The sequence below is a fragment of the Limosilactobacillus sp. genome (genome assembly GCF_051873035.1).
GTDB lineage: Bacteria > Bacillota > Bacilli > Lactobacillales > Lactobacillaceae > Limosilactobacillus.
This window is the reverse complement of record NZ_JBJEEL010000016.1, coordinates 1-15634: the sequence shown is the minus strand read 5'-3', so window position 1 is coordinate 15634 and position 15634 is coordinate 1. Positions and strand designations below refer to the sequence as shown.

Below are 15634 nucleotides of genomic sequence, written 5' to 3'. Positions count from 1 at the left end.
TAGTCCGTGTTGTGGTCATGATGAGGCAGAAAATTTACCTCTCCCACAGTATGTCCAATAGCATACCTTAATAAAATACCACAAATAATCATGGTATTCAATCATCAATTATTCAACCGTATCAATTTGGTCGAAACCAAGCTCAGCTGAGGTCTCCCGACCGAACATTTCCACGTTCACCTTCAGCTTCTGCTTTTCGTGGTCAACCTCGGTAACCTTACCAGTCAAATCGGCGAATGGACCAGCGATTACCTTAACCGTATCGCCTTCCTTTACGTCGATATCACTAACCGTAATATCGGCACCCATCCGCTTCATAATCCGTTCTACCTCTTCGGGAAGGAGTGGGGTTGGCTTAGAACCACCACCGTGAGAACCAAGGAATCCAGTTACTCCAGGGGTGTTACGAGCAATGTACCATGCTTGGTCAGTCATGATCATCTCAACTAGGACGTAACCAGGGAAGGTATTTTCAACAACTTCCTTTGCCTTACCATCCTTGACTTCACGAACAGTTTCTTCAGCGACGACTACCCGGAAAATGTAGTCTTGCATTCCCATTGATTGGGCCCGTGATTCCAGGTTACTCTTCACCCGGTTTTCGTAACCGGCGTAGGTATGCAGCACATACCAACGTTTTTCATGTGATTCCACGATGAATCCTCCTTTTAATTTTGCCAAAATAAAAAAACTTCGTCGATCCACGAAGTTTCATCACCGTTAGTATAACAGACCGCTACTTGTTTTACCACTAATTACTAAACAAATAGCTTCATCAATAACTGAATCAGCCAGTCGAAGAGGGCAAAGAAGAGCACGAAGAAGAGGGTTAGGGAAATAACAATCGTTGTATCCCGGCGGTTTTCCCGTGCAGTCGGCCAAACAACCAGCTTCATTTCATGGTTAACACTTTTGATAAAACGAATTAAGTGCATGTTTGCCTCCACCTATTTACTTTCGCGGTGAAGTGTATATTCCCCGCAATGTTTACAGAATTTACGTAATTCTAAACGTTCTTGCCGTTGAGGGTTGGCAGTGATCGTATAGTTACGAGCACCACACTTGGTACATTCCAAGGCAACTTTTTTCTGGGACATACTAACACCTCCACACATTCCTAAGGTTATCACGAATGACTACCGGAAAGCAAGCAGGTCGGCACAGTCTTAATACATCAGTATTCGCAAAAGCTTCCCCCGCGCCCGACTTAACGCACTTTGTACTTTTCGTTTACTACACCCCATTTTATGCGCAGCTTCAGCCGTCGAATAGCCCTGGTGAATGCAGATTAGCACTTCCCGCTCAAAGTACGAACACTCCTTCACCAGTTCACGGACACTAGCCTGGCAAAAAGTAATTTCCTCGGGCCGGCAATTACGGTAATCGGATAAGGTCTCCGTATCATTATCCGTCATCGCCGCTAAGAGGCCGGCCGGAATTCGCTTATTGGCCTGCCGGGCCCGGTAGAGGTCTAAAATACGGTTAACTAAACTTTGCTTTAAAAAACCACTAAATTGACCAACCGATGCTCCATGGTAAGACAAAATCACCTTAACCATTACTATCCGGGCCTCTTGCTCCCAATCGGCCAACTCCAAGTCAGGAATAAAAAACTGCTGCCATAGCTTGCGGACTAACGGATAGTAGCGACGAAAGGTTTCTATTAATTCCTGTTCGTCAACCTTCTGCCAGCCAATCCGTAGAGTTTCCCCCTTGTTTTTCCCCTTTTCATGATCCAAACGCATTAGTAAATCTCCCTAAATAAGTGCATTGACCCGTCACGATTTTCAACCAGCCAGGTGCTGATTGCCAGGATCATGGTATTTGCCTTCCCCATAGTCCGGCGCAGATAGTTTGCAAAATCCACGTGTCTGCTGATAATTTATCAAACCGCCTGAAGCAGGACAAGGCTGTCACGCCAGAAGTAAAACGTCCAATCGAACGCTAATCTAATAATTAATACCTTATCTACCTTATTAACTAACTAAGTGATTTTAGAAATATGAAAGCGTTATCATTTACTGACTAGTTGATAAGTGAAGGAGCTCTTATAGCGACTAAAAGTCATCAGCACGGTACACAAACGGCCTCAAGCACTTGGGAAACCCGAATACTTGAGGCCGATCTATAGCAGGGGTACTACTACCCCTTACCAGCGCTAAATATTATTTTCCTAAGGGGTGACGGGAGTTAAACCCTTGATAGATCAATAATCCCGCAGCAACACTGGCATTGAGGCTCTGGACATGACCAATCATAGGGATTGTCAGCATCTCGTCGCAGTTTTTCTTTAGCAAAGAAGAAATTCCCTTACCTTCGTTACCAATTACTAGTGCAACGGCCCCATGGGCATCCCACTGTCGGTAATCCTTCCCCTTCATATCGGTACCAAAAAGCCAGACCCCCCGGTCTTTTAGTTCCTTAGCAGTTTGGACCAGGTTGGTTACCCGGGCAACGGGAACATGTTCAAGGGCCCCCGTCGACGTTTTCGCAACTACTGAGGTTAGGCCCACGGCCCGGCGACGAGGAATAATAATTCCATGCACACCCGCCGCATCCGCGGTCCGAATAATCGAACCAAGGTTATGCGGGTCTTCCAATTCGTCCAGGATCAAGAAGAAGGGATCCTCACCCTTTTGCTGGGCATTAGCAAAAAGGTCATCAATCTCAGCATAGTGGTAAGCTGCGACCGCTAACGCCACCCCCTGGTGATTTTGGTGGTCCGTTAACTGGTCAAGCTTGGTCTTCGGGACTGTCGAAATGACTAACCGCTTTTCCTTGGCGAGCTTAATAATTTCAGCAATTGCGTCTGCCTTCAAGCCAGCCTGGATAAAGACCTTATTAATCTCTTGGTCGGCCTTCAGTGCCATTACGGCCGGATGACGACCAATGATAAAATCAGTATTCTCAGTCTTCATGCTTAGTTCTCCCCTCTTCGACCTGTTGAATGCACCATTCAGCTAATTCCGCTAACCGGTCTTGCTGGCCCGATAGCTGCAGGTAGCCCATTAAGGCCTCAAAGCCGGTTGAAATCCGGTAGGTCAATACTGCCGTGTGCTTAGCATGGGTATGACTATTAGCATTCCGGCCCCGCTTAAAATACGACCACTCCTCTTCACTGAGCAGGTCGTCAGTTTTCATAAGGTCAATTAATGCTGCCTGGGCCTTCGCCGAGACGTAGTGGGTCGCCAGGTGCTGGAGCTTAGTGGGCTTACTAAGTCCCTTGCTCAATAAGTGTTGTCGGATAAAGACTTCATAAACGGCATCCCCTAGATAGGCCAGGGCGATCCCGTTTAGTTGACGGTAATCTGCTTGTTCCATTTTTCAGTTAATTACTCCTTCTTGTAGCGTGTTCCCTGGGGTGTATCTTCCAAGATAATCCCCTGTTTCTTAAGGTCGTCCCGAATTTGGTCGCTACGGGCAAAATCCTTATTCTTTCGTGCCTGGTTACGTTCCGCAATGAGCTGCTTGATCCGTTCATCGTCAATTTCATTACTGTGCGCAACCAACTTGATCCCAAAGATCCCGACAAGTTGGGCTAGCTTATTCTGATATGCTTGCAGGGCCGCTTGTTTGACCGTTGGCCGCTGGGCATAGGTATTGGCCGCCTTCACTAATTCATAAACTACCGCGATCCCGTTTTGGACGTTGATATCATCATCCATTACTTCCGTAAAGCGCGTCGTAAAATCAGCTAACTGCTTGGTAACTGCTTCATCGTCGCCTGCCTGGGCATCCTGCTTACGATAGGCTAAATTATCATAGGCCGTTTGAATATGGTTCAAATTATTTTGTGCATCCGTCAGGTTATCCTTACTGTATTGGATAGGCCGCCGGTATTGCGTTGTTGCCATAAAGAAGCGTAGTACTTGGGGATCAACCGTCTTGATAATATCGTGAACAGTCACAAAATTATGTAAGGACTTACTCATCTTCTCATTGTCCTTACCAATCGTGACAAAGCCGTTATGCATCCAATAACGGACAAATTTCTTGCCCGTGGCCGCCTCACTTTGGGCAATTTCATTTTCATGGTGCGGGAACTCCAGGTCCTGACCGCCCGCATGAATATCAATCGTTTCGCCCAGGTACTTAGTTGACATTACTGAACATTCAATGTGCCAGCCCGGACGACCCTTTCCCCATGGTGAATCCCAGCTGATCTCACCCGGTTTAGCCGCCTTCCACAGGGCGAAGTCCATTGGATCCTCCTTCTTGCCGATCTCATCCGCACTGACGTGTTCACTTGCCCCTACTTCTAGGTCGTCAATGGATTGACCGGAGAGTTGGCCATAGTGCTTAAACTTACGGGCGCGGTAATAGACATCACCAGCACTCTCGTAGGCGTAACCATTATCAACTAGTTTTTGAATAAAGCTAATAATTTCGGGAATATTTTCCGTTGCCCGGGGATGCTTAGTAGCTGGTTCAATATTGATCGCCGTCGTATCCTCCATAAAGGCCTTAATAAACTTGGCCGCCAGCTGGGGAACTGTGATACCCTCGGCGTGGGCTTCCTTGATCATCTTATCATCAACGTCCGTAAAGTTAGAAACGTAGTTAACCTGGTAACCCTTAAATTCCAGGTAGCGCCGAACGGTGTCAAAGGCAATGGCACTCCGCGCATTTCCAATGTGAATGTAGTTATAAACGGTGGGGCCACAGACGTACATATTAACAACACCCGGATGTAATGGTTTAAACTCTTCCTTTTTCCGCGTTAAAGTATTGTAAATTGTTAGCACATTAATCTTCTCCCATCGTTTGAATTACTAATTCTCAGTTTCCCAATAATTTTACCACATTCACTTGCTAAGCAGAATTATCAAGGCGTGCTTCGGTAATTTTAATTGGTTTACAAATCCTTGACCTTTTAGTCATACTTTCTTCACATTCTATTGGTACTATAATAACCGTAGCAAGGAGCTAATCTTTACTACATCAATGAAACCTATTATTTTTCAATTACTCCTCCCAATAGTAACCGAAAAATGAATAACTTACGAAATCTCCCCCAAGATTATCGTAATACTCCCTAATGAGATAGCACCTCCCAAGCTATCTCTTTTTTTGTGGTTAATAATATATAAAAAGGCCCCAAGCATCCGGAAATGCTTGGGGCCTTACTTATTATTCGTAGGAACACTACCTACTAGTAATTATTTTTTATCCTTACCTTGCTTAGGCTTGGACTTAGCTGACGAGTCGTCACTTGAACTCTGATTGTCAATTCCCCGCTGTGAATGCAGTGGACGGGCAAAGATCATCCGACCAGCATCGGTCTGCAGGGCACTAGTGACTTCGACTTCAATGGGCTTGTTCATAAAGAAACGTCCGTCCTCAACGACGACCATTGTACCGTCATCAAGGTAGGCAACCCCTTGTTGCCGTTCCGTCCCCTTCTTGACAACGACCACCTTTAGCTTCTCGCCAGGAATTACCCGGGGGCGTAATGATTTTGCCAGGTTATTGATGTTCAATACATCAACGTTTTGGAATTGGATAACCTTATTTAGGTTGTAGTCATTAGTAACAATGGCCCCATCAACCTTCTTGGCCAGGGCAATTAACTTACTGTCCACCTCAGGAATATCCTCAAAGTCACCATCGTACATCTCAATGGGAACGATCTTTTCCTTCCGCAGTTTATTTAAAATATCCAAACCGCGCCGTCCCCGCACCCGCTTAATACTTTCGCCCGAGTCCGCGATGTACTGTAGTTCATAGAGAACAAAATTTGGTACCAGTAGGGTTCCTTCCAAGAACCCCGTCTTAACCAGGTCGTAGATACGACCATCAATCAAAATATTAGTATCCAGGATCTTGTAATGGTGATAGTTGGCATCCTGACGTTTAATCACACTGTTTTTGTCACCATTGTCCTTATTATGCCGGATAAATGCTAAATTCTTCCATTCATCTAACCGCGAGGTCCCAATTTGAAAGCCATAATAACTAAAGACCACCATTAGTAAAATTGGTAACACATTGTTGATGACCGGAATCCGGGTCCGCCATAGGGGGATTGAGATCAAGACGGCTAATACCAGGCCCAGAATTGTCAGTAATGCCCCAAAGAAAATATAGATCGGGCTCTTACTCGTGAGGTCATGTTCAACTTGGTGGATAACCTTAACGGTTGGTTTTACGAGTACTAAGGATAATAGCCAGAAAATAATTGCACCAATTGCGATATCCATAAATACCAACACGGCCGGGTCTAACCGCCAATTTAAAATATCCCAGAACAGGGGCAGGTAGTAAAAACCAACCGTGGCCCCCAAAACGATATAAATCAAGCGAATAATTCGTTTCAGCATTAAATGCATCCCTCCTTAATTAAGGGCCAGTCGTAACGCTTCACGTAGCGTTGTGACGCCGACCACTTCAATTCCGGTCGGTGGGTTCCAGCCCTTTAAGTTATTTTTAGGAATAAAGATTCGTTCAAAACCGAGTTTTTGCGCTTCCGCTACCCGTTGCTCAATCCGGTTTACCCGGCGAATCTCACCGGTCAGCCCGACTTCACCTACGAAGGCATCGGCCGGCCGGGTTCCCTTGTCGCGGTAACTAGACGCAATACTAATTGCGATTGCCAGGTCAATTGCTGGTTCGTCCAGCTTAACGCCCCCTGCTGCCTTCAGGTAGGCATCCTGGTTTTGTAACATCAGGTTAGCGCGCTTTTCCAGTACCGCCATAATTAATGATACTCTGTTTCGGCTCAAACCGGTAGCAGTCCGCTGGGCATTACCGTAAACAGTGGGGGTTACTAATGCCTGGATCTCGACTAAAATTGGCCGGGTTCCTTCTAGAGAAACTACCACGGCGGACCCGGTAGCATCCTTTAATCGCTCTTCTAGGAAAATTTCTGAAGGATTCTTAACCTCACTCAGGCCGTTAGTGTGCATTTCAAAGATCCCCAGCTCATTAGTTGAACCAAACCGGTTTTTAACAGAACGAAGGATCCGGTAGGTATGGTGAAGGTCCCCTTCAAAGTAAAGGACCGTGTCCACCATGTGTTCCAAGATCTTTGGCCCCGCTAAGGCTCCCCCCTTGGTCACGTGGCCCACCACAAAGATGGTAATGTTATTACTCTTAGCAATCTGCATTAACTGTGCCGTTACTTCCCGAATCTGGGAGACACTACCGATTGCCGAGCTGACATCGGTCGCCTGCATGGTCTGAACAGAGTCAATCACCACAAACTCCGGCTTAATGTTGCGAATTGTTTCCTTAATACTATCCATGTTGGTTTCTGGATAGACATAGAATTCATCCCCAGCCACGCCGAGTCGTTCCGCCCGCATCTTAATCTGGGTACCACTTTCTTCACCAGAGACATATAAAACCCGGTGGTGGTCGTCACTCAACTGCCCCGAAACCTGGAGTAGAAGCGTCGACTTCCCGATTCCCGGGTCACCACCAATAAGGATCAATGACCCAGGGACAATCCCGCCACCAAGGACCCGGTTTAGTTCGTTTAACCGGGTCTTGATCCGCGGGGTTTCCTTACTGTTAATTTCGCTAATTTTTTGCGGCTTGGCAACTAACCCGGTTAACGTGGTTGTCGCGTGTTTTTTAGCCCCTGACGTCGATTGAACTTGTTCTTCGACTAGGCTATTCCATTCGCCACAGTTGGGACACCGTCCTAAATAGCGTGGTGAATTATAGCCACAATTTTGACAAACATACTGTGTCCGCACTTTTGCCATCAATAATGCTCCTTACTTTTGCGTTGATCCAAAGCCACCTGTTCGCTGGGCCCGGGGCGCCGTCTCGCCATCTGCTAACAGGTAGGGCATAAAAATCCCTTGACCGATCCGCTCTCCCTTCTTGATATGGTAATCCCGGAGGCCATAATTAATTAATTGGAAGAAGATTTCGCCCTCATTGCCTTCATTATTATAGTAGTCGGCGTCAACAATCCCGACCCCGTTAGGTAAGACTAACCGGCGCTTTAATGGGCCACTTGACCGGTTGGCTAGTAACAAGAATTCTCCCGCCTGCATGTAGGCCTTAATCCCGGTCGGTACTAAATACGGCTTTAAGCAGGCATCGGCCGCTTGAAAGTCAGCTGCACTCACCGTTTTTTGTTCGTGCAACTTCCAAAGCGTCTTCAAAAAATTCCCCTTCCAAATGGATGGTAAGGTGAAGTCTTCGGCCGCCGCAAAGTCGTAGCCAGCAGCCTGGGTCGTCTGCCGTTGTGGCAAGTTAAGGCCCTGGTTGCGTTTCGTTGAAACAATTTCGAATCCCCGTTTCATTTTTCTCACTCCAGCTATTTTAAATTACTATCATTGTATTATAAGATAGTTTAGATTCCATTGGTATTGCTTAGCTTGACTTTTCTACCGACTTTATTGAAAATTAATCTTGAATGGATGTGATTCTATGGAATTTGTTGTTGAAGGTAATAAACTGATTGCACGGGACCAATTTCATCCGCTAATTGGAGAATTGAGCTTCCCAGCAGTTGCCGCTAACCGGGTTGTCGTCGAGCGGGTCTTTGTTAATCCCGACTTTCGCGGGCAGGGAATTGCAAACGACCTCGTTAAACACTTTGTCGAGTACGCTACCCAGCAACAGTTAACGGTAAAACTGATGTGCCCGTTTGCCAAGGCGGAATTTCGCCGTCATCCGGAATATCAGAAGCTGCTCTTACCAAAGGATCGGATGAATTAAGGAGGAAACTAAATGAATCAAGACGAACTAAAAGCACAAACTGGCCGCGAATCGGTCAAGTACATTAAATCTGGGATGACGGTTGGACTGGGAACCGGTTCAACGGTTCGCTACATGGTAGACGAACTGGGCAAGCAGGTCCAGGCCGGTAACTTAACGGACATCACGGGGGTTACTACTTCCCGCCGGACCGCTAAGCAGGCCCAGGAACTGGGGATTACCATCAAGGATATCGACGAAATCGACCACATTGACCTTTGTATCGATGGTGCCGACGAGGTTAGCGATGACTTCCAAGGTATCAAGGGTGGCGGTGGTGCCCTCCTCTGGGAAAAGATTGTCGCCAACGCTTCTAACAAGATTATTTGGATCGTAGATGAAAGCAAGCTCGTACACCAACTTGGCAAGTTCCCATTGCCGGTTGAAGTGGTCCCATTTGGTGCTCAACTGGTCTTCAACCGTTTAGAAAAGAAGGGCTACCACCCTACTTGGCGGATGGACGGCGAGCAAAAGTTCCGGACCGACGAAAATAACTACATCATCGACCTCCACCTCGGTGAAATTGACCAGCCCGAACAACTGGCCGATGAACTGATCCACATGGTAGGGGTCATTGAAACTGGCCTCTTCTTAAACCGGGTCAACGACGTTATCGTCGGTACCCAAAACGGGCCTAAGATCTTACACGCACGGTAAAAATTCGTCAGTACAGTCTACAAATAGGGCGTCAAGCATTCGGAAAGATCCGAACGCTTGGCGCCCTATTTGTACTTACAGAGATTACTTCATGCCGTCAACGATTTCTGTCACACACCCACCCCCTCTATATTTTCTCGTAGAAGAACAGATGCTAGTGCTGGGCCATTCTTTTGTTCTATAATAGTTGATAACGACATTAAGGAGGATTTTGCAATGAGCTTTTCAATTTCCAATGATGATATTGCTAACTTCCGTGCCGACTATAATAACCGGCGCGATAGTAAGGTTTTAGAACGGGCCGTCACTAAGAATGGTGTCCGCAATGCCAGTTTCGACTGGCACTCCATTGCTGATGATACCCCCCACTTCTCCATTGACCTGAAGACGGGGAACGTTGCCGACCAGAAGCAATCTGGTCGTTGCTGGATGTTTGCGGCCCTTAATACCATGCGTCATGACATGCAGGCCAAGTTTAACCTGCCGGATGACTTTGAGCTTTCCCAATCCTACCAGTTCTTCTGGGACAAGTTTGAAAAGGCCAACTACTTCTACGAAAACGTTATTAAGACTGCTAATAAGGCTGCCGACAGCCGGAAGGTTTCCTGGCTAATGGCTGCTCCCCAAAGTGACGGTGGCCAGTGGGACATGCTCTGTGCCTTAATTTCCAAGTACGGGGTAATGCCAAAATCCACAATGCCCGAATCATTTAATTCCAATAACTCACGGGGAATTAATGATGTCTTAAATAACAAGCTGCGTCACGATGCAGTGATCTTACGGAAGATGGTCAACGAGGACCAGGCCAGCGAACAAGAATTAAACGCCGCCCGGCAAAAGATGCTAAACGAGGTCTACCGTATTTTAGCCTACGCCTTTGGTGAACCGGTCACCCACTTTGATTTTGAATACCGGACGAAAAAGGATAATGAATACCACCGGGATGCCAACCTGACGCCACAGGAATTTTTCCAAAAGTACGTCGGCTGGAACCTCGACGACTACGTTTCAATTATCCAGGCCCCAACTGCTGATAAGGAATACCACAAGACCTACACCATCGACATGCTTGGTAACGTCGTTGGTGGGCGCCAAATCAAGCACCTTAACCTGCCAATGGATGAATTTAAGCAACTAGCCATTGACCAACTAAAGGGCGGCGAAAGTGTTTGGTTTGGTTCCGACGTGGTTAAGTACTCCGAAACTAAGCTGGGCATTATGGCCCTCAACACGTACCGTTACAACGAATTATTTGACGTTGACCTCGACATGACGAAGGCGCAAATGTTGGATTACGGTCAAAGCATGATGGACCACGCCATGGTATTGACCGGGGTTGACCTGGTTGACGATAAGCCAACCAAGTGGAAGGTCGAAAACTCATGGGGTAACAAGGTCGGCCACAAGGGCTACTTCGTCATGAGTGACGACTGGATGGACCAGTACTGCTTCCAAATCGTCATTAACAAGAAGTACCTGTCAGATAAGCTTCTTAAAGAACAAGCACAAGAGCCAATTGTTCTTAAGCCATGGGATCCAATGGGAACTTTAGCCTAAATCTGAGAGACTAAATTACTAAGAACAAGGGAGTAGTCGTTTACGACTGTGTGCTCTTGCAAATATAAATAGGCGGCCAGCATCCGGACTTCACGAATGCTAGTCGCCTATTTGTATATCACGCCGTTGACGTACCCTATCCAAAAGGTTATGTCACCGCTTCTTTCATTACTTAATTTTTTGATCTAAAAAGTTCTGCACAATTTGGTAAACCTGTGGGCTCCAAAAATCGCGTTCGTGGTTAGCACCCTTGACCCGGTAGGCCTCTACTTCATAACCCTGCGCGGTCAACTTATCATACATATCTTCCATTTGGTGGTAAGGGACAATTTTATCCCCATCCCCATGCATCAGCAAAAACGGCGGATAATCCTGGCCAGGCTTAACCTGATCCAGCGGACTCATTGCAGCCTCAATTGCTGGCCACTTTTGCTTATCCATTCCGAGCAAGCAAAACTTCAAAAGTTCACTTCCCGGAATAGCGGCCGTGTATTCAAAGGTATCTTTAACGTCCATCGGTGCAAAGCAGCTCACCACTGCATTAACCCGGTCTGATTCGGTCTGGTAAAAGTGGCCAGTATACCGCGGGTCATCGCCGGTTAACCCGACTAGCATGGCGGCGTTTGCACCAGACGAGGTTCCCCAGATTGCAACCCGATCTGGATCAATAGCAAACTTCAGCGCCCGGTGACGCAAGTAGCGGATCGCCGTTTTAACGTCCTCTAAGAAGGCCGGAAACTGGTAGCCGTCTAAGGTGTTACGGTGTTGAACCGTGGCCACCACGTAGCCAGCCTTTACAAACTGGACCAGTTGGGGAATTTCTTCCCCCAGCTTGCCGACACGCCACGAGCTTCCTTGAACGAAGACAATCAGCGGTCGTGGTTTGGGTTGGTATTCAAGCGGGTACCGTTGCGTCCAGGGTTCTAATAGCGCCATCTTTAATGGTCGCCCGTCGATTGCCGCATAGGTGACATTATCGATTAAGCGTACCTGGCCCTTTAGCTCCGGGTTGTTTGCTATCTCATGAATTGACATCTTATTCACCATCCATTGTTATAAATGTTTTCTTGATAACCCGGAGGTGGTCATCAAATTGATACCAGATTGGTTTCCCATTTGGTACTTCCACCTGGTCAATTTCATTATCCGGGATTTGATCAAGGTACTTAATTAGTGCCCGCAATGAACTGCCGTGGGCAACGATCAACTGGTTTTTGCCATCTAATAACCGCGGTGCCACCTGGTCTTCCCAAAACGGTAATAACCGTCGTTGGGTCATTGCCAGGCTTTCGCTTAGTGGCATTTTAATTCCTAGACGGTCATAGCGACGGTCATGCTGACGGGTCGTTAACCGTGGCGGTACCTCAGTATAGCCACGCCGCCAGCGGTGCAATTGCTCGGCCCCCACTTCTTGTTTCACTACTGCTTTGTTACGACCAGAAAGGGCACCATAATGACGCTCATTTAATCGCCAGGTCTTGTGAATTGGAATAAAGAGCTGGTCAATTTGGTCGAGGATAATATTCGTGGTCACAATTGCCCGTGACATGTATGAGGTATTAGCATCACTAAATTGAATTCCGGTCGCCCTAAGCGCCCTTCCAACTGCCTTTCCCTGTTCAATTCCTTTAGCGGTCAACGGAACGTCGGTCCACCCGGTAAAAATGTTATCGCGGTTGGCCTGACTCTGTCCGTGTCGTACGATTACTAAGTCTGCCATGATTCTCGCTCTCCCTTTTAACATTTCAATGATAGCGTATTTCCCGGGAAATTATCAAATTTTTCTAGAGAAAGGTCTTAATTACCACCATCAGGATTGGAATTACGATGACACTTAAAACCGTGGTCTCCGTAACCATAATCGCCGCGTAGTCAGCATCGGCATGGTAAAGCTTAGAGACAACCGGTGCGTTAGTCATTACCGGCATCGCCGCCTGAAGGATAAAGACTTGCTTCATCAGTGGTGACATGGAACTCGGTAATACTAAAAGGGCCATGAGGGCTGGTGCCAACAGGAACCGGCCGATTAAAATTCCCCAAGCGTCCCGGGAAAGCCGCATCCGTGACAGGCCCGCATTGGAAATCGCAATCCCAATAAAAATCATTGACATTGGAATCGTTAAACCACCGATGTAGGAAAGGTCACTCATCACAAACTTTGGAAGGTGAACGTGAAGGATAACTAGGATCACCCCAAGGATAAAACCCAGTAGCGGCGGTGAAAAAATCTTCTTTAACGCCGTCAGTGGATCAATCTTGGCCTCGTGTAAACCGTCCTTTTGAATTAACCAAACGCCCAAGGTCCAAAAGAAGGTGGTATTGGCCATGTAATAAACCAATACGTAAGGAATCGAAGCATTACCAAACAGGGCCAAGTTAATCGGCAAGCCGATAAAGACCGTGTTGGAGTTAAAAAACATCGAGGAAAAGAGGCCAATATGGGACCGTTTGATACCGATTGCCCGGGCCACCGCAAATGACAATGCAAAAAGAATGATCATTGAAATTACTGGGTAGCGAAGGTCAGGTAATAGTGTTTTAAGCTGGTTGGCGGAAAAGTCGTGCATGATCGTCGTTACCATATAACACGGTAAGGAAACCTGGGTAACCAGGCGGGAAATAATCCGCGATGACTCTGCACTAAACCATCCCCGCTCATTCATCACGAAACCCACGACAACCATAATTAAGATAATCAGGACTCCGGATACAGCTGACAGGAAGATTGTTAACATTCTTCTCTCATCTACTTTCTCTCTAGATATACCGTTTATTGTACAACAGCTCTGCTGCTTTGCGCGGTTAATTTAAATAGAAAAGGGTTGATTACCCGGCGTGGTTAGTAAATGTTGTCTTATAATAGTATTAATGTTTGTGAAATGAGAGATAAAGAATGAAAGTAAAATGTCAAAAGTTAATTAATTGGGCCCTCCCCTACCTTGCAATCGCGTTGATGATCTACATCATTATGTATCCGCAAATCATTTCGCACGGAATGATTCTCGGTACCGATTCGATTTTTCACTTTAACCGTTTTTACGATGCTGCTAAGCAGATTCAGCTGGGAAACTGGAGTTACTTCCAAAGCAATTATTCCTTTCAGCAAAGTGGCCGGGTAATTAACGCCGTCTATGGCCCCTTCTTTGCCTACCTTAACGGGATCCTACTAGGATTAGTGGGAACTTGGTTCCGTTACCAGATTATTTCCAGTTTTCTGGTTTACTTTATCGGTGGCGTCGGTATGTACCAACTGGCGATCAAGGCCCGGGCTGGCCGACGGATTGCGCTCCTAGTTAGTTTAATCTTTCTGTGCATTGGCTGGCTCCCCCGCTGGGAACTGGCGCAAAACATGAATGCCTGGGGAGCAGCCCTGGCGCCCTACATGGTCATGGTCGGTTTAACAATGATTACCGATCAGCACCAACCAGTCCATTGGCTATCCTTAACCGCCCTGATGGTAACTATCATTCAGATCCACCTGCTTAGCTCAATTTTCTTTACCCTCACTCTAATCCCCTTCTTTATCGTTGGCCTCATCCGTACCAGCCAACGCGGCCCAATGATCTGGGAAACCGCTAAGGCCGTCATTACAACTATTATTTTGACGGGAAATGTCTGGGGGGCCCTATTGATGCTTAACCTCCATAATCACATTGCTCAGCCCGCCCCGTTTGATATGAACATTAACGCGCTAAAGCCGTCCCAATTCAGCAGTGCGCGTGACTACCTCATTTACTTTTGCTGGCTTCTTTTTATCCTCCAACTCCTCTACGTCCTCTTTAATTTTAGACGATCACTGGTTAATAGCATGGTCACCATTATGGGTGCCATGATCCTCTTAATCAGTTCAACCTGGTTTCCCTGGACAACAATTCAACAGGTGTTACCGACACTTCAAACAACACTTCAATTTCCGAGCCGCCTCACAGTCATCGCCTACCCCCTGCTGCTTACCGGACTAGCCATTAGTTGCCAGCAGTTAGTTGACCGAACACCACGGAGCGAGTTGCGGTCACGGCTCATTACCGGATTACTACTATTTACCCTCTTTCAAGTGGCAATTCCCACCACAACCATTGTCTTTCGTCGTACGGCCATTTACGAATCGGACGAAGTGCTCAATACCTCCACCGCACTTGCCTGGGTTACTAACAATTCTAAAAGTCTCCGTCGGTCGGTCCATACCGACTACCCCGGTCAGTTACTGTTAAAGGTTGAAAAACGGGCACCAGACTATCTACCGATTCCCAAGAAGTACCTCCATCGTTTCTATGTCCGTTCCTATGCCTACCAGGACCAAGTAATTCGCCCAGCACGACACTTTAAACATACGGTCTTGTCCCACGGCCGGCTTCAACTCTCCTGGAAGGCCAAGCGAGCTGGTAAGGTTCGCCTCCCCGTGATTACCTACCATGAATCCCAATTAGTCGTTAATGGTCACCACCTCCAAAACTACCAGCGTTCCCGGGTTGGTGCCCCCTACGTTCAACAGCGACGGGGTAATAACACCGCGGTCCTCAGTTTCCATCAGGCAACATGGTTTACCGTCCTCCTAACGGTCGCATTAATCGGTCTGGTAATCTTCCTTGCTTATGGCTTTTACCGGAGCCTGCTCTGGCTGCCGCAGAAATATCAGCAAATTATTCATTAAGGCAGATTGCAATAAATAACTTGAACAAATTTAATGACGCAGATTAAGCAAAAA

The 15634-nt window shown here is 46.9% G+C and carries 17 protein-coding genes; 4 read left to right on the top strand and 13 right to left on the bottom strand.

Features of this window, described 5'->3' with window-relative positions; genetic code table 11:
* Positions 1-108: 108 nt before the first annotated feature.
* The 10 genes from nusG to ACI31H_RS01745 all read right to left on the bottom strand — a co-directional run bounded on the left by nusG (position 109) and on the right by ACI31H_RS01745 (position 8258).
* Positions 109-654, bottom strand: a complete 546-nt coding sequence (nusG, locus tag ACI31H_RS01790) for a transcription termination/antitermination protein NusG (protein WP_289560902.1) — start codon at positions 652-654, stop codon at positions 109-111.
* A gap of 104 nt (positions 655-758) precedes the next feature.
* On the bottom strand, positions 759-935 hold the full coding sequence (gene secE / locus ACI31H_RS01785) for a preprotein translocase subunit SecE (protein ID WP_289560900.1): 177 nt from the start codon (positions 933-935) through the stop codon (positions 759-761).
* A gap of 12 nt (positions 936-947) precedes the next feature.
* Positions 948-1097: a 50S ribosomal protein L33 gene (gene rpmG / locus ACI31H_RS01780; RefSeq protein ID WP_283587803.1), complete on the bottom strand. Its 150-nt coding sequence runs from the start codon at positions 1095-1097 to the stop codon at positions 948-950.
* Positions 1098-1166: 69 nt separating this feature from the next.
* A complete protein-coding gene (locus ACI31H_RS01775; RefSeq protein WP_439770287.1) occupies positions 1167-1745 on the bottom strand; it encodes a sigma-70 family RNA polymerase sigma factor in 579 nt (192 codons plus the stop codon).
* A 420-nt stretch (positions 1746-2165) separates the two neighbouring features.
* A complete protein-coding gene (gene rlmB / locus ACI31H_RS01770) occupies positions 2166-2918 on the bottom strand; it encodes a 23S rRNA (guanosine(2251)-2'-O)-methyltransferase RlmB (RefSeq protein WP_439770286.1) in 753 nt (250 codons plus the stop codon).
* The gene (locus ACI31H_RS01765; protein ID WP_439770285.1) at positions 2908-3321 is read right to left on the bottom strand and encodes a Mini-ribonuclease 3; all 414 of its coding nucleotides are present in this window, start codon (positions 3319-3321) and stop codon (positions 2908-2910) included. The genes rlmB and ACI31H_RS01765 overlap by 11 nt, the downstream gene beginning before the upstream one ends.
* 11 nt (positions 3322-3332) lie before the next feature.
* The gene (cysS, locus tag ACI31H_RS01760) at positions 3333-4745 is read right to left on the bottom strand and encodes a cysteine--tRNA ligase (RefSeq protein ID WP_439770284.1); all 1413 of its coding nucleotides are present in this window, start codon (positions 4743-4745) and stop codon (positions 3333-3335) included.
* Between the two features lie 414 nt (positions 4746-5159).
* The gene (locus ACI31H_RS01755; protein WP_439770283.1) at positions 5160-6320 is read right to left on the bottom strand and encodes a PIN/TRAM domain-containing protein; all 1161 of its coding nucleotides are present in this window, start codon (positions 6318-6320) and stop codon (positions 5160-5162) included.
* A gap of 15 nt (positions 6321-6335) precedes the next feature.
* Positions 6336-7709 (bottom strand): DNA repair protein RadA, encoded by a 1374-nt coding sequence (radA, locus tag ACI31H_RS01750; protein ID WP_439770282.1) that lies wholly within the window; start codon positions 7707-7709, stop codon positions 6336-6338.
* Positions 7710-7721: 12 nt separating this feature from the next.
* Positions 7722-8258, bottom strand: coding sequence for a dUTP diphosphatase (locus tag ACI31H_RS01745; RefSeq protein WP_439770281.1), 537 nt, complete (start codon positions 8256-8258; stop codon positions 7722-7724).
* Between the two features lie 127 nt (positions 8259-8385).
* Between ACI31H_RS01745 and ACI31H_RS01740 the strand changes: the two genes are divergently transcribed.
* The 3 genes from ACI31H_RS01740 (at position 8386) to ACI31H_RS01730 (ending at position 10929) form a co-directional block, all read left to right on the top strand.
* The gene (locus ACI31H_RS01740) at positions 8386-8676 is read left to right on the top strand and encodes a GNAT family N-acetyltransferase (RefSeq protein WP_439770280.1); all 291 of its coding nucleotides are present in this window, start codon (positions 8386-8388) and stop codon (positions 8674-8676) included.
* 12 nt (positions 8677-8688) lie between these two features.
* A complete protein-coding gene (rpiA, locus tag ACI31H_RS01735; protein ID WP_439770279.1) occupies positions 8689-9372 on the top strand; it encodes a ribose-5-phosphate isomerase RpiA in 684 nt (227 codons plus the stop codon).
* Between the two features lie 216 nt (positions 9373-9588).
* Complete coding sequence (locus ACI31H_RS01730; protein WP_439770278.1) at positions 9589-10929, top strand: aminopeptidase C; 1341 nt, start codon at positions 9589-9591, stop codon at positions 10927-10929.
* A gap of 168 nt (positions 10930-11097) precedes the next feature.
* Here ACI31H_RS01730 and ACI31H_RS01725 read toward each other — a convergent pair whose 3' ends face one another.
* The 3 genes from ACI31H_RS01725 to ACI31H_RS01715 form a co-directional block, all read right to left on the bottom strand.
* Positions 11098-11964, bottom strand: coding sequence for a prolyl oligopeptidase family serine peptidase (locus tag ACI31H_RS01725; protein ID WP_439770277.1), 867 nt, complete (start codon positions 11962-11964; stop codon positions 11098-11100).
* Between the two features lies 1 nt (position 11965).
* The gene (locus ACI31H_RS01720; RefSeq protein ID WP_439770276.1) at positions 11966-12649 is read right to left on the bottom strand and encodes a 2,3-bisphosphoglycerate-dependent phosphoglycerate mutase; all 684 of its coding nucleotides are present in this window, start codon (positions 12647-12649) and stop codon (positions 11966-11968) included.
* A 64-nt stretch (positions 12650-12713) separates the two neighbouring features.
* On the bottom strand, positions 12714-13664 hold the full coding sequence (locus tag ACI31H_RS01715) for an AEC family transporter (RefSeq protein ID WP_439770275.1): 951 nt from the start codon (positions 13662-13664) through the stop codon (positions 12714-12716).
* Positions 13665-13822: 158 nt separating this feature from the next.
* Between ACI31H_RS01715 and ACI31H_RS01710 the strand changes: the two genes are divergently transcribed.
* Positions 13823-15580: a cell division protein gene (locus ACI31H_RS01710; protein WP_439770274.1), complete on the top strand. Its 1758-nt coding sequence runs from the start codon at positions 13823-13825 to the stop codon at positions 15578-15580.
* Positions 15581-15634 lie beyond the last annotated feature (54 nt).